This is a genomic window from Paenibacillus campi, from assembly GCF_034659835.1.
Lineage (GTDB): Bacteria > Bacillota > Bacilli > Paenibacillales > Paenibacillaceae > Saccharibacillus > Saccharibacillus campi.
In genome coordinates, this window is the sequence record NZ_JAXSQZ010000001.1 from 332,176 (window position 1) to 353,737 (window position 21,562).

At 47.2% G+C, this 21,562-nt stretch carries 18 protein-coding genes; 8 read left to right on the forward strand and 10 right to left on the reverse strand.

From position 1 onward, the window contains the following. Positions 1–19: 19 nt before the first annotated feature. Complete coding sequence (locus U1I11_RS01260) at positions 20–1,015, reverse strand: Gfo/Idh/MocA family protein (RefSeq protein WP_322903147.1); 996 nt, start codon at positions 1,013–1,015, stop codon at positions 20–22. Between the two features lie 44 nt (positions 1,016–1,059). Further along, positions 1,060–1,824 (reverse strand): class I SAM-dependent methyltransferase, encoded by a 765-nt coding sequence (locus U1I11_RS01265; protein WP_322903149.1) that lies wholly within the window; start codon positions 1,822–1,824, stop codon positions 1,060–1,062. A gap of 1,075 nt (positions 1,825–2,899) precedes the next feature. Here U1I11_RS01265 and U1I11_RS01270 point away from each other — a divergent pair. The 4 genes from U1I11_RS01270 to U1I11_RS01285 all read left to right on the forward strand — a co-directional run bounded on the left by U1I11_RS01270 (position 2,900) and on the right by U1I11_RS01285 (position 6,921). Continuing rightward, entirely contained in the window at positions 2,900–3,934 is a 1,035-nt protein-coding gene (locus U1I11_RS01270; RefSeq protein ID WP_322904447.1) for a sulfate ABC transporter substrate-binding protein, read from the forward strand. Between the two features lie 154 nt (positions 3,935–4,088). Then, the gene (gene cysT, locus U1I11_RS01275; RefSeq protein ID WP_322903150.1) at positions 4,089–4,976 is read left to right on the forward strand and encodes a sulfate ABC transporter permease subunit CysT; all 888 of its coding nucleotides are present in this window, start codon (positions 4,089–4,091) and stop codon (positions 4,974–4,976) included. 261 nt (positions 4,977–5,237) lie between these two features. Beyond that, positions 5,238–6,113: a sulfate ABC transporter permease subunit CysW gene (gene cysW, locus U1I11_RS01280; RefSeq protein ID WP_322903151.1), complete on the forward strand. Its 876-nt coding sequence runs from the start codon at positions 5,238–5,240 to the stop codon at positions 6,111–6,113. A 145-nt stretch (positions 6,114–6,258) separates the two neighbouring features. Further along, positions 6,259–6,921 (forward strand): cyclodeaminase/cyclohydrolase family protein, encoded by a 663-nt coding sequence (locus tag U1I11_RS01285; RefSeq protein WP_322903153.1) that lies wholly within the window; start codon positions 6,259–6,261, stop codon positions 6,919–6,921. Between the two features lie 214 nt (positions 6,922–7,135). Here the strand turns inward: U1I11_RS01285 and U1I11_RS01290 are convergent, their stop codons facing one another. From U1I11_RS01290 to U1I11_RS01320, 7 genes are all read right to left on the reverse strand, one after another. Further along, entirely contained in the window at positions 7,136–7,651 is a 516-nt protein-coding gene (locus tag U1I11_RS01290; RefSeq protein WP_322903154.1) for a DUF6985 domain-containing protein, read from the reverse strand. A 13-nt stretch (positions 7,652–7,664) separates the two neighbouring features. Continuing rightward, positions 7,665–8,471 carry an adenosylmethionine decarboxylase gene (gene speD, locus U1I11_RS01295; protein ID WP_322903155.1) on the reverse strand — a complete coding sequence of 269 codons (807 nt, stop codon included), beginning with the start codon at positions 8,469–8,471 and terminating at the stop codon, positions 7,665–7,667. A gap of 522 nt (positions 8,472–8,993) precedes the next feature. Continuing rightward, positions 8,994–9,281 carry a SunI/YnzG family protein gene (locus tag U1I11_RS01300; protein WP_322903158.1) on the reverse strand — a complete coding sequence of 96 codons (288 nt, stop codon included), beginning with the start codon at positions 9,279–9,281 and terminating at the stop codon, positions 8,994–8,996. A 131-nt stretch (positions 9,282–9,412) separates the two neighbouring features. Continuing rightward, positions 9,413–10,774 carry a sensor histidine kinase gene (locus U1I11_RS01305; RefSeq protein WP_322903160.1) on the reverse strand — a complete coding sequence of 454 codons (1,362 nt, stop codon included), beginning with the start codon at positions 10,772–10,774 and terminating at the stop codon, positions 9,413–9,415. Then, positions 10,771–11,520: a response regulator transcription factor gene (locus tag U1I11_RS01310; protein WP_322903161.1), complete on the reverse strand. Its 750-nt coding sequence runs from the start codon at positions 11,518–11,520 to the stop codon at positions 10,771–10,773. The genes U1I11_RS01305 and U1I11_RS01310 overlap by 4 nt, the downstream gene beginning before the upstream one ends. 307 nt (positions 11,521–11,827) lie before the next feature. Next, a complete protein-coding gene (locus U1I11_RS01315) occupies positions 11,828–12,682 on the reverse strand; it encodes a hypothetical protein (protein ID WP_322903162.1) in 855 nt (284 codons plus the stop codon). A gap of 184 nt (positions 12,683–12,866) precedes the next feature. Continuing rightward, positions 12,867–14,321, reverse strand: coding sequence for an APC family permease (locus U1I11_RS01320; protein ID WP_322903164.1), 1,455 nt, complete (start codon positions 14,319–14,321; stop codon positions 12,867–12,869). A gap of 118 nt (positions 14,322–14,439) precedes the next feature. On the opposite strand from U1I11_RS01320, the gene U1I11_RS01325 reads away from it, so the two are divergent. The 4 genes from U1I11_RS01325 (at position 14,440) to U1I11_RS01340 (ending at position 19,752) form a co-directional block, all read left to right on the forward strand. Further along, positions 14,440–15,363, forward strand: a complete 924-nt coding sequence (locus U1I11_RS01325) for a LysR family transcriptional regulator (protein WP_322904449.1) — start codon at positions 14,440–14,442, stop codon at positions 15,361–15,363. A 204-nt stretch (positions 15,364–15,567) separates the two neighbouring features. Continuing rightward, positions 15,568–17,019: a family 43 glycosylhydrolase gene (locus U1I11_RS01330; protein ID WP_322904451.1), complete on the forward strand. Its 1,452-nt coding sequence runs from the start codon at positions 15,568–15,570 to the stop codon at positions 17,017–17,019. A 333-nt stretch (positions 17,020–17,352) separates the two neighbouring features. Beyond that, a complete protein-coding gene (gene mmuM / locus U1I11_RS01335; protein ID WP_322903166.1) occupies positions 17,353–18,300 on the forward strand; it encodes a homocysteine S-methyltransferase in 948 nt (315 codons plus the stop codon). A 48-nt stretch (positions 18,301–18,348) separates the two neighbouring features. Beyond that, on the forward strand, positions 18,349–19,752 hold the full coding sequence (locus tag U1I11_RS01340) for an amino acid permease (RefSeq protein ID WP_322903167.1): 1,404 nt from the start codon (positions 18,349–18,351) through the stop codon (positions 19,750–19,752). Positions 19,753–19,986: 234 nt separating this feature from the next. On the opposite strand, the gene U1I11_RS01345 is transcribed toward U1I11_RS01340, so the two are convergent. Then, complete coding sequence (locus U1I11_RS01345; RefSeq protein ID WP_322903168.1) at positions 19,987–21,342, reverse strand: carboxypeptidase regulatory-like domain-containing protein; 1,356 nt, start codon at positions 21,340–21,342, stop codon at positions 19,987–19,989. Between the last annotated feature and the right edge of the window lie 220 nt (positions 21,343–21,562).

Genomic DNA, 21,562 nt, shown 5'->3' on the forward strand with positions numbered 1-21,562 from the left:
AAATGCATATAATAAGCGGCTACTGCGATGTTTTTGCATCGGCAGGATAGACGAGTCCAAGCTGCTTACGTGCTTCTTCCATCATCTCGACCGTAATTAATGAATTTTCCCAGGAAGCGACCTCGGACTGCTGCCGACCTTCAGCGATTAGATCGAGAAATTCACGGATTTCATAATACATCGGCGGTTCATACTGGGTCACATGCAAATCTTCCTCATAGCCGCCGCGATACGTCATAACGATTTGGTTGGGCTCGCTAATTTTGTCGATCCGGATGCTGCCCAGCTCGCCTTGAATTTCGGATGGCAGCGAGGAGTCGGTAATTTTGGAATACATTACGACTGCATCCATATCGTCATACGAAGCGACGATGCTGCCTTCGCCGTCAACGCCGGATTCCAGCATTACGCCAGTAGCTTTGACCGCATTTGGGCGACCAAACATGACCGCCAGCGGATACAGACAATACACACCTAAGTCCATTAAGGAGCCATTGGAAAATTCTGGGCGAAACGCATTTTGCACATTGCCTTCTTTGTATGCATCATAACGTGATGAATACTGACAATAATTCGCAAAATAGCGCCGGACTTGTCCGAGCTTAGGCAAACTTTGCTGTAATGCGCGCAAATTCGGCATTAGTACCGATTTGATCGCTTCCATCAGCGTGACACCGTTACGCTGTGCCGCTTCGATCATCGCTTGCACTTCTGCGGTATTGGAAGCAAGCGGCTTTTCACACAGTACATGCTTGCCATGATCCATACATAAAATCGCTTGCTCTGCATGCAGTGAATTTGGACTGGCAATATAGACGGCATCGACATGCCCGCTGTCCAACATCTCTTTTAGCTCGGTAAACAGATGGGGAATATGATGCTTTTGTCCAAATTGCTGTGCACGCTCCCCGGTACGCGAATAGAGCGCAGTCAATTCAAAATCGTCATTACGTTGAGCTGCCTCAATAAAACGTTCAGTAATAAAATTTGTGCCAATGATACCAAAGCGGACCATACCATCGCCCTTTCCTCGTCAATAAATTGGAGTACATCGCCGTCTCAAACACGTTCAGCGATCAATAAAAACCGATTCTGTTTTACATCAAAATAGCCATGTGATTCGATATGCAAATGAATGGCATACAACTGCTCCATATAATGCGCAGGCACAAATCCAGGAATTTGCCATTCAATTGCTTTTAAATAATAGATCAGCGCACCGATATCGTAAAAACGCTGTATCGGACATTGCTCTTGCTTACGCACGATCCGAAAGCCATGCTGTTCCAGTTGCTGCGTGGCAAACGTCAGTGTCCAATGACGAAATTCATCATTATGTGGTGCGCCAAGCGCGTCATTTATGTCAGTACAATCCGTGCCACCTACCTGTTGTGTGATTAGCATCGCTCCGGGTTTCATAATCCGCCATAGCTCTGCGGGATCGTACGCTTCATGACGATTGCTAACCAGATCAAACTGCTCATCCGCAAATGGAAGCTGATCATCACGCTCCAGCGCTTTGACTGTAATGCCAAGCGGTTCCAGACGCTGGCGCGCAATCGGCACATTCGGTGCATACGCCTCGGTGGCAAACACCTGTTTTGGCAAAGGGCGCAGCATCGCCAACAACTCCCCACCGCCTGTGCCCATATCAAGCATACAATCGGCAGCTACCAGTCGGTTCGTCAGCAAGCTGACATACGACCAGTCGAGCGGTTCACTAGCGATACGTCCTGTAGCGGTAATCCAGGCAAAATCCCAGCCGGCAAATGTCTGATCATAATGTGAAAGATACTGTGTAAAAGCAGTCGGATACGTCGTCATTCAGAAAAGCCCCCTAAATGTAAATAAAATACCTTTGTTCCTGTGATTGCGCGAATCGCCATCATAGGTGGGCCTCGCTGCCTCGCTGGATGACCGACTGTTGGACAGCGTTGTTATATCGGATGTGTCGCAAAAGGAAGAGCCTGTTTGTTCATCGCTGTCTCTCCTTATTCACAAAATAAAAATCATGCCCCGTGTACAGCCTGCTTGCTTCGGTCTTGATCATACGGATCGGTGTCTTCAAACCGTCAACATCGCCATTTTAGCAAGCGAAAGCATCGTATTTCAAATCAAAGGAGTGTTTTATATAGCTTAGTCTGACACCAATAAACGACATTAAACAGGATGCGAAGCAATTTGCAGACACGCTATAGTAGCTTGACCAGCTTAAATAGCTGTCTGATCGACGCTATCGCATGAACATATACCTGCATCACATTATGAACTGTACTTCTCTAGGCTAGACGACCTTAACCTCCATATTCAGCACGGTTAGCCTACTAGTCCACAGCGAGTAGCATCGAGACCATCGCTGTCAAAATAAAGCGATGGTCTCGATAGACGGTTCAAGTGCAGTCTCATTTATTATACCTGAGTATGCAGCAGGCTGACAAAGTGTTATTTGATAACGTTTCCTTTTTGTTTTGAACGGAAGGTCTTTTGCTGCGCAAAAAACCTTTTTTCATTGCACCTTGTGTTTATCGCTAGCAGAAAGGGGTTGTCAATTCCCTAAATGAGCATTTCAATAGAAAATTATGATTTAAGCTCAATTTGGATCGTAAAGTTCGATCGATGGAACGGCTGCAAATAGCTGTTTTCATATTGAATAAATGGTGCAAAGTTGATAAAGTTCATTCATAACTTAGTAATAAGGTAGGAATTGTTGGTTAAAGGGATTCGTAACGATTTTTGAAAGTATGTTCAAAGCATTTATTTGCAAACAAACAAAGATGGGGTGTTGGGATTGAACAATCGCAAACGAGGAAGCGCACAGAACAGATCAACTTATGCAAACGGACAGGCGGAACGTCAAGCAGAACAAATGATTTCGAACCGAAGAAAATATCGCTCGAGTATGCTTGTTTTGTCAGCGGTACTTTTGTTCAGCCTGGCTTTAAGTGGATGCGGCAACGCGTCTTCAAACGCTTCTTCGGCAGCTGAAGGCGGCAAAGGACAGGTGGAATTGCTCAACGTTTCGTATGATCCGACCCGTGAGCTGTATGAGGAATACAATACCGCTTTTCAAAAATATTGGAAAGGGAAAAGCGGGCAAGATGTAACGATCAAACAATCGCATGGCGGATCAGGCAAACAGGCGCGTGCGGTGATCGATGGGCTGAAGGCGGATGTGGTCACACTTGCACTCGGTTATGATATCGATGCAATTGCCGATAAAGGGCTACTGCCAACCGATTGGCAAAGCAAATTCAAGCATAACAGCTCACCGTATACTTCCACCATCGTCTTTCTCGTACGCAAAGGCAATCCGAAAGGCATTAAAGACTGGAACGATCTGATCAAACCGGACGTGCAGGTAATTACACCGAATCCGAAAACATCGGGCGGAGCGCGTTGGAACTATCTCGCCGCTTACGGTTATGCACTTCAGCACAACAACAATGATGAGGCGAAAGCAAAACAATACCTCGCCGAGCTGTTCAAACATGTACCTGTACTCGATACCGGAGCACGCGGAGCGACGACTACATTTGTTGAAAAAGGCATCGGTGATGTGCTGCTCGCCTGGGAAAATGAAGCATTGTTATCACAAAAAGAACTTGGTCCCGATAAATTTGAAATCGTCTATCCATCGATCAGCATTTTGGCAGAACCACCTGTTGCTGTTGTCGACAAGGTAGCAAAGCAGCACGGTACGGAAGAAGTGGCAAAGGCGTATTTGGACTATCTATATTCTGATGAAGGACAGCAGATTATCGCCAAAAATTACTATCGTCCGATCAATGAACAAATTGCAGCCAAGTATAAAGATGTATTTAAAGATATGAAGCTGCTGACGATCGATAAAGATTTTGGCGGCTGGAAAAAAGCACAGCAAACGCATTTTAGCGATGGTGGTGTATTTGACCAGATTTATACACCAGGCTCCTAAATGATAGCTGGTACTTGCAAAGGGGCATCGTTCGTCCAAGTAGCGGATGATGCCGCCTATTGCGCTCGGAAAGTCGAGCAGTTACATGGCGAAAGTGCTTGTTAAGCCAAGCACCAGATCGTCCACAACAATAACAGCAAAGGAGCCGTTTACGATGAGCATACATGCAAAGGAGCCGACCGATCGCGTGCCTCGTTCTTATAGGCGCAAACGAAGCGGACGAAATGGTGAGCGCGGCATTTTGCCTGGCTTTGGATTATCGATGGGGTTTACCATTTTGTATATGGGGTTGATTGTGCTAATTCCGCTGGCAGGGCTAGTCGTGAAAGCGACCGGTTTGAGTTTGAGCGGATTTTGGGAAGCGGTAACAGCGCCACGGGTGCTCGCTTCGTATCGGGTTAGCTTTGTGACGGCATTTGCTGCTGCACTCGTCAATCTTGTATTTGGTCTGCTGCTGGCGTGGGTGCTCGTCCGGTATCGTTTTCCAGGCAAACGACTAATCGACAGTTTGATCGATCTGCCATTTGCGTTGCCGACGGCGGTGGCGGGCATTGCCCTTAGTACGATTTATGCGCCAAATGGCTGGATCGGTCAATTGTTTGCGCCGCTTAATATGAAGATCGCTTATACGCCGCTTGGCATTACGCTCGCATTGATTTTTATCGGGGTGCCGTTTGTTGTACGTACGGTGCAGCCGGTATTGCATGATTTAAATCGGGATACAGAAGAAGCGGCGGTCATGTTGGGGGCGTATCGGTTACGCGTATTTGTAAAAGTGATTTTGCCGCAGCTATTGCCTGCTTTGTTGACCGGATTTGCGCTCGCTTTTGCACGTGGTATTGGCGAATACGGATCGGTCGTGTTTATTTCAGGCAATATGCCGCTAAAAACAGAAATTGCGCCGCTGCTCATTATGACCAAGTTGGAGCAATATGATTATGCCGGGGCAGCAGCGGTGGCATTGGTGATGTTAATTATTTCGTTTATTTTGCTGTTGCTGATTAATATGTTGCAGTGGCGTATGAATCGTCATGCGGTTTAGATAAGTTATGAATACTGTGAACGTAATTTGTATGCGTGTTGAAGCTGCTTTGATTCATCATTTAGAGCGAGCTCCATTATAAATCAAAGCTGCTGTTTAAAGCGTTATGCTACTAACGTATAGTTGTAAAATTTCATGTTTGACGCTTTCATTTAACAAATGATTGCAGCGGGCTTGTCGGATCGTAAGCTTGTTAGTTTATGCGCTGACATGGTAGGGATTTATTAGTACATGCGCATAGAAGTTTTAGGAGGTGAGCGGATGGCTGAGGCAGTTTGGCAAGCGGCACAGCTACGTCGACCGGCACAGCCGCAGCATGCGACTGAATCGGTAGCGGTACGGGTGTTGCTCATTACGGTAGCATTGTTATTTTTGAGCGTCATCGTTGTGTTGCCGCTTGTCTGTATCGGTATTGAAGCATTTCGCAAAGGTTGGGAAGTGTATGTCGCTGCGGTCGTTGATCCGGATGCGTTATCTGCGCTGCGGCTGACCGTACTGGTGACGGCGATTGCGGTGCCGCTGAATACGCTATTTGGACTGGCGGCGGCATGGGCGCTTAGCAAGTTTAGCTTTCGTGGCAAACAAGCACTCATTACGCTAATCGATATTCCATTTGCCGTATCACCGGTCATTTCGGGACTTGTGTACATTTTGCTGTTTGGTGCGCAAGGTTTTCTTGGGCCGTGGCTTGATGAACAAGGGATTCAAATTGTGTTTGCACTGCCGGGGATGGTGCTGGCAACGATGTTTGTCACATTGCCATTTGTCGCGCGCGAATTGATTCCGCTAATGCAGGCACAAGGCATTAGTGAAGAAGAAGCGGCGGTCAGTCTTGGCGCGCGTGGCTGGCATATTTTCTGGCAAGTGACATTACCGAATATTAAATGGGGATTGTTGTACGGGATCGTACTGTGCAGCGCACGCGCGATGGGCGAATTTGGCGCCGTCTCGGTCGTATCCGGTCATATTCGCGGCGAAACGAATACGTTACCACTGCATATTGAGATTTTGTACAATGAATATCAATTTGCTGCCGCGTTTGCCGTATCATCGATTCTCGTACTGCTGGCGCTGATCGTGCTGGTGTTAAAGTCGATTCTGGAATGGAAAATGGAACAAAGTTCGCAGCAATTATAAGCTGCTGCTTTTACGATGTCGATTGGGTAGTGCATCATTTGTAAGCGGTTATAAAATAATTGTGCCGATTGACGTTTTAACGATAGGCAAGCCTCTGCTAAATGGGTAATAATTGGATAATGCCTGTTAGAAGGAGGGAATTGACATGAAGGTAGAGCAAGCGGGAGTGAACACCGTTTCATGGGATGAACCGCTACGGCGCATAATGGAACAACTCGCCCGTTCGGAGCCGACGCCGGGTGGAGGTAGCGTCGCTTCCATCGTCGCTGCTCTTGGCGCGGCAATGACCTCAATGACGGCAAACTTTTCCCAAGGTGAAGGCTATGAGCATATCGAGCAACATGTCGCACAGGCACTGCAAGATATGGAATATATTTCGTCAGCCTGCGAATGGTTGATGGTGGAAGATATCGAGGCATTCGGTCAATATATCGAAGCATTGCAATTACCCAAATTAACCCCGCAGCAGCAGGAAGAACGACGGTATATGATTGATGAGCTGCGTATTCAGTCGATTGATACACCGTTGCGGTTGATGGAATGCTGTTTGTACGGGATGTATAGTGCAGCGCCATTGATCACAGTGTGCAACCGGACGGTGCTGTCCGATGTTGGCATTGGCATTATATTGTTTGAAGCGGCGGCACATAGTTCGTTGTTAACCGTCAACATCAATCTCGTTACACTGAAAGACGAGCAGCATAAGCAGACGTATGCCGGTTATGCGACCGTATTGATGAACAAAATTATCGATCGCAAAATGGAGTTGCTGGAACAAGTGCAACGCCGGATTTATGAAAAAGATTAACTGTTTAGCCTGTTTAGCAGATTGAATTTAATCGATAAAATGTCCATAAAAAAGCCTCTTACCCTATACAGCCGATTCAATGGCTACATAGTGTAAGAGGCTTTGGTTCGTTAATTTTGTTGTTGCATTACGTATATAAGCATCGTTATAAAGGAGTTTGTTCGTTAGTCATAATGTTCAACATTCAAACTACATATGGAAAGCGGCGGGCAGCCTAATCTATTTTATTGCCAAACACATAATTACCGGCATAGCCACGGTAATAATCTTGTTCCCGCCACGCTGGCAGCATTTCACAGCTACCGACATACAAAATTTCATCCCCACGAATAAGCCATTCCAATCCATGCTCCGGTTCCCATTCACATTCCAATTCCAGATGTAGCACCGGCTCGGCATTGTCGGCATTGTACGCTGTCGGAAAGGGTGTAATTTCCATGCTCATCGGAGCGATATAATGTAAAATATGTTCCAGTTGCCCAATCGGCGGCGGCGTCTCACCGACATAGTCGCAGAAATCGATACAGTAGTCATAGCTATATTGACACAATTGCCGCAGCAATGACGGATGCAATGTATTAAATGCCTCTGCACAGCGCTCGGCATAGGCAAGCGGAATGTCCGGTTCCAGCCACTGTACACGAATCGGCTGTTGAAATAGCGTGCTGTCCAACATAGCGATTAGACAGCCTTGTTCCTCTGTAATTTCTTTTAATAAAGCAGCTTGCACATTCGTTCACTCCTTAACCTATATTTTTGGCATAATAAATTTCGTTCATCTCCCGTGTTAAACGGTCGGTAATATGCTGCTGTTCTGCCGGGGACAATGAATCGCTCGTATAACCGAACAGATAGTTATCCAGATCAAACACATTGCGTTTACATTTAGTATGGAAAATATTTTCCTGATAAATATTCACATCGATCATTTGATACAACTCTTTGACTTCCTCGGGAATAAAATTCTGGATTGAGCTAATATCATGATCGATAAACAGTTTATTGCCTTCAATATCGCGTGTAAAGCCGCGTACCCGATAATCGATCGTCATAATGTCGGTATCAAACGAATGGATCATAAAATTAAGCGCTTTGAGTGGCGAAATCTCACCACATGTCGACACATCGATATCGGCGCGGAATGTACTAATGCCTTCGTCAGGATGATATTCGGGATACGTATGCACAGTAATATGGCTTTTATCCAAATGGATAAGCACATGCTCTGGCAGCGGTCCCGGCGATTCTTCAAATGAAGCATTCGGCGCCGTCTCCACCGGGCCTTCCGAAATGAGCATCGTTACGCTCGCACCTTGTGGCACATAGTCCTGTTTGGCGATATTTAGCACATGCGCGCCGATAATATCGGACACATTGGTCAAAATATGACTAAGCCGATCCGCATTATACTGTTCATCGATATATTCCAAATACGCTTCACGCTCCTCACGTGTGCGTGTATAACAAATATCGTACATATTGAAGCTAAGCGACTTGGTTAGATTGTTAAAGTTATGCAACTGGATACGTTGCTGTCTAGTCAGTCCCATACCGTTACCTCCTGTTGTTCGGTGAAATAGGTAAGCAGGCAGAATAATGTAGCACCATTCCGCCATCCTGTCCCGGTAGCTAACGTCTGCGCTCAGCCACTTCTTATACTTTTACCCGTACAGCTTTTGCAAAAACAATGTCTGTGCAGTCGCCCGATCGTGGTCATTGATGCAGCCATATGCTGCAAACTTCTGTGCAGGTTAGTGCAACCTATGTAATTGCGCCGGCTTGTTTGTCATTATTAGCATATTTGCGAAGCAATCCGCCTATTGCTGCCAGCTGGATATCTATCCGTTTATCGCGCCATCGATCGCATAGTCACATATCTACCAGCCTATTGCTGATGGTGCATTCGCATCATTCCACTAGTAGCCTGTCGCTGCCCGTCAGTCAGCATCCAGCGTCCGCTGTGTACCTATGACTCGTAACACTGCACTATAGCCCCCGCCGGGGAGGGGGCTATAGTGCGCATGATGACGGAATGAACGGACAGGATCATAGCACCGATCTTATCAGCAATGCTAAAGCTGCGACTTGCGGCGTTCCTGCGGTGCATCCTGCCAATGCGATTTGTTCAGCACGGTAATACGATCACCGCTGAGCAGCAAATACGTATCCGTGCCGGTCTGAATCATTATGCGTTCTCTCGTGCCATACGGCGTTTGGAGCAGAGCAGCATGGCAATCCGGCAGCGGGTGATCATGATCCAGCGCTACGTAGACAGCTTCATTCAGAGGGATTTCCAGCTTGGATTGCTGCCAATCGATGACTAGTTGATCTTCGTCACGGGCAATCTTAATACTAGACATATCCATTCCTCCTTACTTAGCGTAGTCACGCTGAAATAAATAGAGACTGCTTCATTACTGCTTATGCGCCCGGCGTCTAAACAATGATGAACAGTCTCTATACATTTAGATTACCCAACCTGAATAGGGTGTCAAGCACCTTTTGCATTGTTTGCAGCCGGCTCTGTCGTATAATGGACGATACTAAAGCGCGCTCCGCCGAGCGGTGAATCATCGTAGACCAGGTCGGCATGCAGGCGGGTAGCAATCTGTTTGCTAATCGCCAATCCAAGCCCGGTGACTCCATTTGTACCCGTATAAAAGCGTCTGAAAATATGCTCACGTTCACCTTCTGCCAGTCCTGGGCCATTATCATCAATATGCATCATCCAATCGATCCCAGCCTCTGTTTCCGATGGCAATTCCACCGTAATACTCACTGCGGATTGGCAATGCCGAATCGCATTTTGCAGCAGATTAAGCAAAATTTGAAACAGTTGCTCACCGGCAATTTCCACCGTATGAGAAGTACCATGCGCTTGCAGTTCGACCCCTTGTTGCCGTGCCGCCGGTTGTAGCAAATACACGGCTTCTTCTGCCATACTTTTCAGATCGACCGGAGTGAGTGGCCAGTCTTCATCTACACTTTCCAATCGTGTCAGTTGCAGCAGCTTGCCGACCATATCGGTCAACCGTTGCGACTGAACCGAAATAATATCAAGCCCTTGTTCTACCGGCATCACTTGATCTTGAATTGCATACACATACCCTTGAATCGACATGAGCGGTGTTTTTAGCTCATGTGATACATTTTGCAAAAATTCTAACTGATAGCGATGATGCTGCTCCAGCCGTTCCGCCATCAGCCGAAACGTGCTCATTAGCTCACCGATTTCGGTATGATCCGCCTGCAAAAAAGCTTGTCGATTCATCAGATGCGGCTCATACTGATTCACCGCTTCTTTTAACCGATTAAGCGGTTGTACCGTCCGCCACACAGCGAACAGACCGATTAACAAAATGACGATAAAGCTTGCCGCAATCGACAATAATGTAGTACGCAGCAATGGGATATACAGCGCGCGCAGTGAGGAGAGCGGGGAATACAGAATGATACGAAATGGCTGATGCGCCAATCTGGCTTCGCTGTATAACACCTTGCTGCCGTGAAGCTGCATGATGCCTTCGCGATTGGTTGGGAAGTCCGCCATCGTTTTGCCGACTTCTTGCGCCGTGCTGGAAGCGACGATCCGATCATTCGTATCAAGTACAAAGTAATGCGCATAAAAGAGCGTGTCCTTGATAAAAAAACGGAAACTTTCACTGTCCAGACTGTCCAAATTGTCTGCGGTCATCATATGCACAGCCTTAATCGTCTGATCTTTCAACTGCAGCTTGACCTGATTCAGTAAAATATCGTCAAGCAAGCGGATGAAAAAGAACACTGTAATCGCCACGGTCACGATCATGCCTGCGAATAGCGCTAACAGCATTTTGCTGCGTATGGTGTTCATGGATTATGCACCGCCGCCTTGTAACCAAATCCCCACACCGTATCAATCGTTAACGTAGAATGCTGCTGTGACAGCTTTTTGCGTAAACGTTTAACAAGATCGTCAACGACACGAACTTCACCAAAAAAGTCGTAATTCCACACTTGTTGAATTAACTGCTCACGGCTAAACGGGCGATCAGGATGCTGAGCTAGAAACAATAGCAGTTCAAATTCGCGTCCGGTAAGCGACAATTCATGCCCTTGCACAATGACGCGCCGAAATTCTTCGGACAGTTGCACATTACCGACATGAATATATGCAATCGACTGTTGGGACTGCGTCGTGCTGCCAGCAACCGCAAACGGTTCGACCGCACCGGTTTCACCGACGGCGATCCGGGTGCTGCGAATGAGCCGCAGCATACTTTTGACACGGGCAACAAGTTCACGTGGATTAAATGGCTTGCTTAGAAAGTCATTACAACCGAGTTCCAGACCGTTTAACCGATCCACTTCTTCACCGCGTGCCGAAATGATAATAATCGGCATTTCTGTAAATGTACGCAGCTCGGTCAGTAGTGTTAAGCCATCGATGCCGGGTAGCATAATATCGAGAATAAGGCAATCCGGATGCTCAGCGTGTACTTGTTCAACCAAATCACGTCCGTGTCCGAAAGTTGTTACCTCATATTGTTCTTTGCGCAAATACCCCGTAATAAGCTGAGCGATATAAGGATCATCATCAACGACAAAAATCCGGGTCATGGTGTCCACCTCTATTTTATGAATGACATTGTACTTCTCTAATGTAGCAGACGCGACGGGTTCATTTCAAAGCATTATTTTATAAACGAGTTCAGTTATAGAAGAACAAAAAGACGGAACCTCCGTAGAGTATTCCGTCTTTTTGCAGCAAGTTTTTGCAGGAGGGAGGGTGTACTCCCGACCGTCAGTTTTGCCCTGGATCAAAACTGCGGCATTTGAATCAACATGAACGCAGGAGTTGAAGCATGTGCCGACCGAATATTTCTGGTCAGGCTGGCTGATTCTGGGGGAGAATCAATCCGATATTTTATTTGTGGGAAGTTGTAGCCGCTTTTTTAGTTGTTTTGTGAGTCACTTTTTTATGAGCCGCTTTTTTGTGAGTGTTTGTTTTGTGAGCCGCTTTTTTATGAGCAGCAGTTGCTTTGTGAGTCGCTTGTTTTGTTTTGTGAGCAGCAGCTTTTTTAGCTGTTTTAGTTTTGTGAGTTGCTTGTTTTGTTTTGTGAGCAGTAGCTTTTTTAGCAGTTGCTGTTTTGTGAGTCGCTTGTTTTGCTTTGTGAGCAGCAACTTTTGTAGCTGTAGCTTTGTGAGCAGCAGCTTTGTTTTTGTGAGCAGCAGCTTTGTTTTTGTGAGCAACTACTTTTGTACTGTGAGTTGTCGCTTTTTTAGCGGATGTTTTGTGAGCAGTTGCTTTTTTGCTAGTTGCTTTTGTAGCCGCTTTTTTGTGAGCAGCAGTTGCTTTGTGAGTCGCTGCTTTTTTAACAGTTGCTTTGTGAGCAACCGCTTTGTTTTTATGAGCGACTACTTTTGTTTTGTGAGTTCTTGCTTTGTGCGATGCTTTTTTGTGAGTCGCTTTTTTATGTGTAGCCTTTTTGTAACCTGCTTTTTTGTGGGACGCTTTTTTAGCGGTTTTTTTGTGAGTTGCTTTTTTGTGAGTCGCTTTTTTAGCTGTACCTTTTTTAGCAGTTGCTTTATGTGTCGTAGCAGCTTTTTTCTCTGTTGCGGACTTGGTTGTTTTAGCGGCTGTGCTTGTTGCAGACTTGGAAGCTTCTACTTTTTTAGTTGGAGTAGTTGTTGTTGCGGAAGCCGCGAATACACTGCTTGCTCCACCCAGTACGCTAATTGCTGTCAGTAATGCTGCTACGTTTTTTGTCCATTTGTTCATTTCTATTCACCTCATTATAAGTTTGAGCAGTTTGCATGTTCCCGGCTTACCGTATGCGCGTCCGGCGGATGCTGTCGCTTCCGGACTCGGTAGCTTTTGAGTGCTCCCTGCTGATGTAAGTTCATCTTAACAAGGGAATATGTGAGAACAATGGAATAGATGTGTGAAAAGTGTATGAAATGAATTAATGTGATTTGGCGCGTTGACGAGTTAGCAACCAGAACAAAATCGTAATCGCCACCGGATACAAAATCGCCCATCCGGTAAACGGAAACACGATCAGTGTGAACAAAAAGGAGATGCCGCTAATCCAGCGTCCGAGTCGTTCCTTCCATAATAGACGCACCCCGGCAGCACAGCCGGCGAGATAGGTCAAAATAAAGGCGGAGTTAGGCAGTTGCAACAGCAGTTCCAGCTTCAGCCAGCCAGTTGCATACAATGATAAAATCAACATAAAGCACATTGCCAGAAAGCCGATTCCTACCGTCGGTGTTCGAAAACGCGGCGATAGATGGCTGAAACGACGTGCTGCATACCCATTACGGGATAGTGCAAACGCGACACGCGAAGCGGCGCCGATATAAGCGACCGATGTTGCGGTACAGATGAAGGCGGCGGTCAGACCGGACAGCACCGCACCCCAAACACCGAGCCGACTACCGATTACATGCACAAGTGATGCGTCCGCATTGTTCATATAACTCTGTGTGCCAATCGTCACGATGGCAGTCAGCAAATAGAGCAAGCCAACGATCGCTGCCGCGATCATGACGCCGCGCACGGCTGCTTGTTGCGGGTCTTTAAATTCCTCGGACAGATGCGATACCGCTTCCCAGCCGATAAAGCACCAGAACAGCATCGCTGCCGCTTGCCCGACTGGCACCCAGCCATGCGGCATAAATGGAGTGAAATTCGCCGCCCGTACATCCGGTATGGCGACGACGATCGCCACGCCAAGCACCAAAATGATCGCACCGACGATAATGACCTGAATTTTGCCAGCAAGTTGAAAACCGATCCAGTTGACGAGCAAACTGAACAGCAGCAATACCGCAGCGATGACTACACGTACCGGCTCGCTCCAGCCGAGCGCAGCGGTCAAATAACCGGCACCAGTCAATGTTGCCACCGGCGCACCAATCGGTACAGACATAAGGAAAAACCAGCCGATTAGCGCACCGAGTTTAGGCCCAAACGCGAGCGTCACAAAATGAGATACACCGCCTGCATTCGGATAACGAGCCGATAACAAGCCCATTGACAGTGCTAGTGGCAAAATGAGCAATGCCATACAGCCCCAGGCAATCAATGCAGATGGGCCAGCCATACGAGCGGTAATGCCTGGTGTGAGCAAAATGCCGGAGCCGACAACCGCTCCGATATACAGCGCTACCGCTTGCGGCAAATTAATATGACGACCAAGCTGAGCGGTCTCTGTTGCCGCAGTGGCGCTACCTGATGTGCCGGAGGCGGGAGCTGAATCGGACGTTCTCGCTGAAGCGGAAGGGGCTACTGTAGCTTGATTAGCATTGGAAACGACGGATGCGGATACATTGCCGCTAGCTGAAACAGGTTGTGAAATCGTGCCTGATGTGCTGGCTGAGTTGCCGCCAGCAGCGGAATAATGTGAACTTTTCATTGCATTCCCTGCTTTCCTTGAGATTTTGTTCAGCTTAACAGATAATAGGTTCATCGGTAAAACGGATTATTTAAATGTTATCTATCGGTATTTCCGATGGGAAAAGGAGAGGATAATGATGGAGTCGCGACATCTGTTTACATTTTTGACCGTAGTAGAGACAGGTAGCTTTACGGCTGCTGCACGTAAGCTGGATTATGCGCAATCGAGCGTGACCGCGCAAATGCAAGCATTAGAGCAGGAACTGGGCACACCGCTATTCGACCGGATTCACAAACGCATTTTGCTAACCGATGCGGGACGGCGCTTGCAGCCGTATGCGCAGGAAATTGCGCGGATGCACAATCTGGCGCGTGCAGCGATTGGATCGGGTGATCAGCTTGGCGGGGTGCTGCATATCGGTGCACCGGAATCGCTGGCGGCTTTCCGTCTGCCGCCGATCATCAAAGAGTTCCGGCAACAGTATCCATCGGTACAAATTATTTTGAAGCCAGGCGCATGCAGTGATCTGCATGAGAGGTTGCGACGCGGCGAGTTGGATATTGTATTTTTGCTGCAACCGCATATGGAAGATTATGAATTAAAAGTCGATCTGCTCGTCGAGGAACAGATGGCATTGGTCGCGCCGCCGGAGCACAGACTGGCGACATTGCCGGTAGTAGAGCCGGTTCATTTGCGCCATGAGACGATTTTGAATACCGAATCCGGCTGCAATTATCGTGTACTGTTTGAAAAGGTGCTGAATCGGCATGGCATTTTCCCTGATCCAAGCATTGAATTTTGGAGCAATGAGGCGATTAAACAATGTGTGATGGCAGGGTTAGGATTGGCTTTTCTACCGTTCATTACGGTGCAGCGTGAGTTGGAGGAAAGGAAAATGACCGCTCTGAACTGGGACGATACCGACCAGCGTGTATGTACCTACATTAGCTATCATACGAAAAAATGGCAGTCCCCGGCACAAAGTCGTTTTATCGAGCTGACGCATCGGCATGCCGAACGCTGGCGGCAGCCCGCGGTATTTGCGCATAGTCAATTGTAAGAAAAGAATTGTAAGAAAAGAATTGTAAGGAAGTACCGGAGTAAAGGAAGTAAACGAAGGAGAGGAAGCGGGCGGCGTGTTTCCTCTCCTTATATTGATAACATCTTTCCGTATTTTTTTATTGTAAACGCTTCCAAAAATAACTAAAATGAGTGTGAAAATGATCGTGATCGATTTCAACCGATCTCAAGGGGGCGTATGATGATGAGTGCAGGCAAATGGGGTTCGCGTCAAATGTTGGCAATCAGTGTTACCTTTTTACTGCTGCTAACAGGTTTAGGCTGGGGCGGTCAGCCCGCAAACGCGGCAAGTGTGACGATTACAAACGGTACCGATTGGCAAGATACCGCAGGCAATCCGATTCAGGCGAACAGCGGCAATATTCTCAAAGTAGGCTCCACCTATTACTGGTATGGCGAGCATGCCACTAACGGCACATTTGATAAAGTAAATGTATACATATCAACCGATCTCAAAAATTGGACGTTTGACAATAGCATACTGACCAAAAACTCCGCTGCTGAGCTAAATTCTAGCAAAATCGAGCGTCCCAAAGTCATTTATAATGCAGCGACCAAAAAATACGTATTATGGGCGCATTACGAAAATGGCTCCGATTATTCACTGGCACGTGTAGCGGTCGCTACGAGTGATACGCCGGATGGCAATTTCGTCTATCAAGGCAGCTTCCGTCCGCTCGGTTATGAATCACGCGATATGACTGTATTTGTCGATACCGATGGCATAGCGTATTTGATTACAGCGTCTCGTCAAAACAATGGCGGTGCCAACAATACGATGGCGATTTTCCAATTGAATGCGGATTATACGAATGTCGCTTCGTTTGTCGGCTGGGTATTTGATAATGCTTATCGTGAAGCGCCAGCGGTTGTGAAAAAAGGCAGCACTTACTACTTGTTCACTTCCCAAGCGTCCGGTTGGTATCCGAATCAAGGTGCCTATGCAACCGCATCTTCGATGACAGGCACATGGTCAGCATTGTCGCCATTTGGTGATCCGTCTGCCTATGCGACCCAAATTCATTCGATTGCGACGATTAGCGGCAGCTCAGGTACGAGCTATATTTATATGGGCGATCGCTGGAATCCGCTCCATTTAAGTGACCATAAATTCATTTGGCTACCGTTGACACTGAACGACAGTGCACGCACCGCCACACTCGATTGGTATAGCAGTTGGTCGATCGATGCCGCTGCCGGAACGATCTCCACTCCGGCACGTACGAATCATGCACTTGGCAAAACGGCGACAGCGATCTCGGCAACGACCGCCAATCCAGCCTCCAATGCAAACGATGGTAATGCGCAAACGTCATGGGCAGCGACTTCGTCGTCATGGCCGGCATGGTGGCAAGTTGATCTTGGTACGGTGAAAGCGATCAATGAAGTCGATATTTCTTGGTTTATGTATAAAGGTTCAGAAGGTTACTATAAATACAAAATCGAATACAGCACAGATGGGGTCAACTATACGACGATCGACCGCACGAACAATACGACTTATGGTTTTACGACGGATGCGGTTTCATTTAGCGCACGTTATGTACGTATCCATATGGTCAATGCTTTACTGCACAACAATCCGCACAACTGGTATACGCCGACATTGTATGAAGTGCGGTTGTTTGGGAATTAAGTGGATTATAGCTGGCGGTGATCGTGTACATTCGGATTATAGATCATATCATAGCTGTACATGATGGGTCATCATTATGTGCCTGTATGTGCATTTAAGCGTTATGCAATCAACGCTCGCAATCGACATTGGAGCTTTACCATCCAGTGCCGATTGCGGGCTGTTTGCGCTTTTTTTCGCCCTGTTATACAAAATTTCTATAACCGATTCAGCACACAGCCGTTTACAAATAAACAGTAATCATCTAAACTACGTTCACAATAAAATGACATCGTGAGACAGAAAAAGCTGTCTGGTGAGCGCCATAACTTTATAGTTTGAAAGGAGTAAAGCATGAATCTTATACACAATATATTAAATGACTACCCGCTGATCGTACTGGATGGAGCGATGGCAACCGAGCTGGAAAAGGACGGTGCTAATCTGAATGATGAGCTATGGTCAGCCCGCTTATTGCTTGATAATCCGGCGGCGATCGCTGCGGTGCATCGCCGTTATTTTGAAGCCGGAGCGGATTGTGCGATTACAGCCAGCTATCAGGCGACGGTGAGCGGGTTTATGGAGCGTGGATTGTCACAGAGGGACGCGACAGCGCTTATTGCTCGTGCGGTACAATTGGCAGTGCAGGAGCGTGATGCTTTTTGGCACAGTTATTTGGATAGATCGTCTGGTGTTGCTGTGCGTCCCCGTCCATTTGTGGCGGCATCGGTTGGGCCTTATGGAGCGTATTTGGCAGACGGCTCGGAATATCGCGGTAATTATGGGCTAAGCGAGCAGCAACTGTATGAATTTCATCTAGAACGGATGCGCATATTGATCGAAGCGGGTGCAGATATACTAGCATGTGAGACGATTCCGTGTTTGATCGAAGCGCAAGCGATTGTGCGTGCATTACGGCAATTCCCACATATCTATGCATGGATTAGCTTTAGCGCGCGTGACGGTCACCATATTAGCAGCGGTGAAACGGTGGCGCAGTGCGCTGCCTGGCTTGATGATCAGCCGCAAGTTGCTGCACTTGGCATTAACTGTACTGCGCTAGAGCATATTCCTTCGTTAATTCAGCAAATGGGCAAGCATACGTCCAAACCGATTCTTGTTTATCCGAACTCTGGTGAGCAGTATGATCCGGTCACCAAAACATGGCATGGCACCGCATGTGCTGGCAGCTATGGCGAACATGCCCGCACATGGTACGAGCTGGGCGCGCGTTTGATCGGTGGCTGTTGTCGTACGACGCCACAACATATTGCCGAAATCAAAGCTGCATTGCAGTCATAAGTATGAACATCATCTTGATCATTATGGAAAGTGAAAGGTAGGAGTTCGATGTCGGTACAGCAAGATCAGGGACACCCGGAATCGTCGGGGGGAGAATTTCAACGCAAAATGAAAAGCCGTCATTTGGTCATGTTATCACTTGGCGGTGTGATCGGCACCGGGCTATTTCTCAGCTCAGGTTATACGATCAATCAGGCAGGCCCGCTCGGTACGATTATCGCGTATCTTGTCGGCGCGGTGATCGTGTATCTGGTCATGCTCTGTCTGGGCGAGTTATCGGTACATTTGCCGGTAACAGGGGCGTTTCATACGTATGCGGCACGGTTTATCGGACCAGGCACAGGCTATATGATCGCCTGGATGTACTGGCTAACGTGGGCGGTGGCGTTAGGATCGGAGTTTACGGCAGCCGGATTGTTAATGCAGCGCTGGTTTCCGGATAGTTCGGTCTGGCTATGGAGCGCTATATTTGCAGTATTGGTATTTTTGCTGAACGCCTTTTCGGTACGTTCGTTTGCAGAGGCGGAATTTTGGTTTTCCGGTATTAAAGTAGCGGTCATTTTGCTGTTTATCTTGCTTGGCGGTGCGGCGGTGTTCGGACTGTTGCCGCTGAAAGATGCGGCAGTAGCGCCGCTATTGAGCAATTTTACGAGTGATGGTGGTTTGTTCCCGAACGGGCTATTGCCGATCTTTATGGCGATGCTGTCGGTGAATTTTGCTTTTTCCGGCACCGAGCTGATCGGGATTGCGGCAGGAGAGAGTGTGGAGCCGGAGAAAACGATTCCGCGTGCGATCAAAGCAACGGTCGGACGGCTAATTATCTTTTTTGTCGGTACGATCTTTGTCTTATCTGCGCTCATTCCGTGGCGGCAGGCAGGTGTGATCGAAAGCCCGTTTGTTATGGTCTTTGATCGGATTGGCATTCCGTATGCAGCTGATCTGATGAACTTTGTCATTATTACCGCGCTGTTGTCGGCGGCAAACTCCGGGTTATATGCATGCTCGCGGATGCTCTGGTCGTTATCGTCGGAACAGTTGTTGCCGCCAACATTTGGACGCCTGACTCGTGCCGGTATTCCGCTCAATGCGATGATAGTGAGTATGTTAGGCGGCGGTCTGGCACTGCTAACCAGTGTAATCGCACCGGATACGGTGTATATTTTCCTCGTTTCGGTATCCGGGTTTGCCGTGGTGGTCGTGTGGATGGGCATTGCAGCTTCACAGTATATGTTCCGGCGCCAATATGTGCGAGAAGGCAAGCGAGTGGAAGATTTGAAGTATCGGGCACCGTGGTATCCGTTTGTACCGATTGCCGCCTTTGTGTTATGTCTTGCTTCATGTATCGGGATTGCTTTTGATCCGAATCAAAGCTTGGCATTTTATTGCGGGATTGCGTTTATGATTGTGTGCTATGGGGCGTATGCGATCCAGCGTATGTGGAAGAAAAAATAAAAATAAAAATACCCTTCACGATGCGTATGCGAACACCATTCAGGTGAACTTATACGATGTGAGGGGTATTTTTATGCTTATCGACGTCGATGCTTGTCGGTATCCGTTAGTGCAATGAAGTGACTTTGAAACGACTGGTCGGCTTGAGGTTGACTACTTAACTATACTAACAAAAACAACGCATCGATCATGCTTATTAAGCACATACGGCATGTACAGCTATCCATTAGCTAATTAGCGAATGCTATACGCATAATGATACAGCGAGTTAATATCCGCATTTAACTGAATGCCCATATTGCTGAATGTGATCGGAATAATATCATAATAATGCGTCGATACCGGGCCGCGATACGTATATTGACCTGCCGCAGCGCCGATGCTCAGCGGGATTGAGAAGTAGCCGAGGCTATCCGTTGTGCCATTTTGTTCAAAGACACTGTTGCCAACGCGTGTTTGTACTTTGACCGACACGATGCCGCTCGCGACCGGATTGCCTGTTTTATCAAAAGCGCGTCCTTTGACGACGATGTTATAACCGACACGCCACTTCTTGCCCTGACCATAATCGATAAAGCCTTGTACGCCACGGTCGGATGTAATCTCACTTACCGCTACACGGGAGATCGCTGGTCCAACGCTTAATGTGTACGGTGTCGTCAGATCGAATTTGGATGGGGCATACACTTGTGTGTAATAGCTGCCTGCTGGCAACGTGATTTGTCCGAGTTGATTTTGTTTCAACGAACCGAGGTTTTGCAGATTGGCATCTTTAATATATACAACATAGTCGCCGTTGGCGGATGGATTGTTCAGACGCACATTCAGCGTCGTTTCCTTCGTTAACGTAATTTTGCTCCAATCTTCGTCAAGCACATTGTCGATATTTTGCTGACTGACAAATGCTGCACCACGATCTTTGGCAAAATACGGATTATCATCCGGTTCGCTCGAATCGTAACTGTCGGACAGTACGGTAGCAAGTGTGAACGGATTGCTCGTATCGGCACCTTGGTAAGACGTTACACTAATAAAATAATAACCTGGTGTCGCCACCTGACTAAGCAATTCATAGTGCCCTGCTCCATACGAGGAATAGGAAACGAGCTGCAATGTGGAATCAGTTTCATTGTAACGGTACAGTTTCAAATCATAATCAAGATTCGCCTGACTGACTGTCATAAATGCCGTTAATTTGAGTGCACTGCTTATATTCGTATAATACCAGCGTGCACCGCCCTGTTGATCGATATAACCGGAAACGGCAGTAGGCGTCGTACTCGACTGGATCAATAGCGCCGTATCTGGGGAAGTGTTACTGCCATATGTATTATCAGTGGCGGTCGCAAGCATATTGGCAGCGAATAAGCTGTGCTGAGCAGGCAGATGGGATAAAGGAATGTTTTGAGTTGATACGGTCTTTTCGTTACGCACAGTTACAGGTTGAACATGAGTCGCCAGTGGCAGTTCGGACTGCTGCTTGGAGAATGAGTTAGCAACTGAACTGCTTTGTGCAAGTGCACTTGGGCTAATGCCGGCGATGCCGATTGCCATTGTGAGTGCAACTACACGTAAAGATTTAAATTTCATGTAAAAAACTCCTTTATATGGTTTTGTTGACGATTTTAGTATAAATCTAAATGACTAGATGTCAAACTGTTTTTTATACTTTTAGCCCCTTGTTATCCGATTTATGGAATTATGCATAATTCTTTTGTAGTGGTTAAAAAGGTGCGAATCGTTTCCGTGACAAGCATACAGCCCATTGTAATGCGTGTAGTAACTTTTATAATGGATGTGATGTTCATTA

Excerpts from the sequence above, each read along its gene's own strand:
- cysW (WP_322903151.1), top strand. The coding sequence starts at position 5,238 with ATGGCTGAGGCAGTTTGGCAAGCGGCACAGCTACGTCGACCGGCACAG.
- speD (WP_322903155.1), bottom strand. The coding sequence starts at position 8,471 with ATGGGACTGACTAGACAGCAACGTATCCAGTTGCATAACTTTAACAAT.
- U1I11_RS01345 (WP_322903168.1), bottom strand. The coding sequence starts at position 21,342 with ATGAAATTTAAATCTTTACGTGTAGTTGCACTCACAATGGCAATCGGC.
- U1I11_RS01300 (WP_322903158.1), bottom strand. The coding sequence starts at position 9,281 with ATGTCTAGTATTAAGATTGCCCGTGACGAAGATCAACTAGTCATCGAT.
- U1I11_RS01260 (WP_322903147.1), bottom strand. The coding sequence starts at position 1,015 with ATGGTCCGCTTTGGTATCATTGGCACAAATTTTATTACTGAACGTTTT.
- U1I11_RS01315 (WP_322903162.1), bottom strand. The coding sequence starts at position 12,682 with ATGAACAAATGGACAAAAAACGTAGCAGCATTACTGACAGCAATTAGC.
- U1I11_RS01305 (WP_322903160.1), bottom strand. The coding sequence starts at position 10,774 with ATGAACACCATACGCAGCAAAATGCTGTTAGCGCTATTCGCAGGCATG.
- U1I11_RS01270 (WP_322904447.1), top strand. The coding sequence starts at position 2,900 with ATGCTTGTTTTGTCAGCGGTACTTTTGTTCAGCCTGGCTTTAAGTGGA.
- U1I11_RS01330 (WP_322904451.1), top strand. The coding sequence starts at position 15,568 with ATGAGTGCAGGCAAATGGGGTTCGCGTCAAATGTTGGCAATCAGTGTT.
- U1I11_RS01310 (WP_322903161.1), bottom strand. The coding sequence starts at position 11,520 with ATGACCCGGATTTTTGTCGTTGATGATGATCCTTATATCGCTCAGCTT.
- U1I11_RS01285 (WP_322903153.1), top strand. The coding sequence starts at position 6,259 with ATGAAGGTAGAGCAAGCGGGAGTGAACACCGTTTCATGGGATGAACCG.
- U1I11_RS01320 (WP_322903164.1), bottom strand. The coding sequence starts at position 14,321 with ATGAAAAGTTCACATTATTCCGCTGCTGGCGGCAACTCAGCCAGCACA.
- cysT (WP_322903150.1), top strand. The coding sequence starts at position 4,089 with ATGAGCATACATGCAAAGGAGCCGACCGATCGCGTGCCTCGTTCTTAT.
- U1I11_RS01265 (WP_322903149.1), bottom strand. The coding sequence starts at position 1,824 with ATGACGACGTATCCGACTGCTTTTACACAGTATCTTTCACATTATGAT.
- mmuM (WP_322903166.1), top strand. The coding sequence starts at position 17,353 with ATGAATCTTATACACAATATATTAAATGACTACCCGCTGATCGTACTG.
- U1I11_RS01340 (WP_322903167.1), top strand. The coding sequence starts at position 18,349 with ATGTCGGTACAGCAAGATCAGGGACACCCGGAATCGTCGGGGGGAGAA.
- U1I11_RS01325 (WP_322904449.1), top strand. The coding sequence starts at position 14,440 with ATGGAGTCGCGACATCTGTTTACATTTTTGACCGTAGTAGAGACAGGT.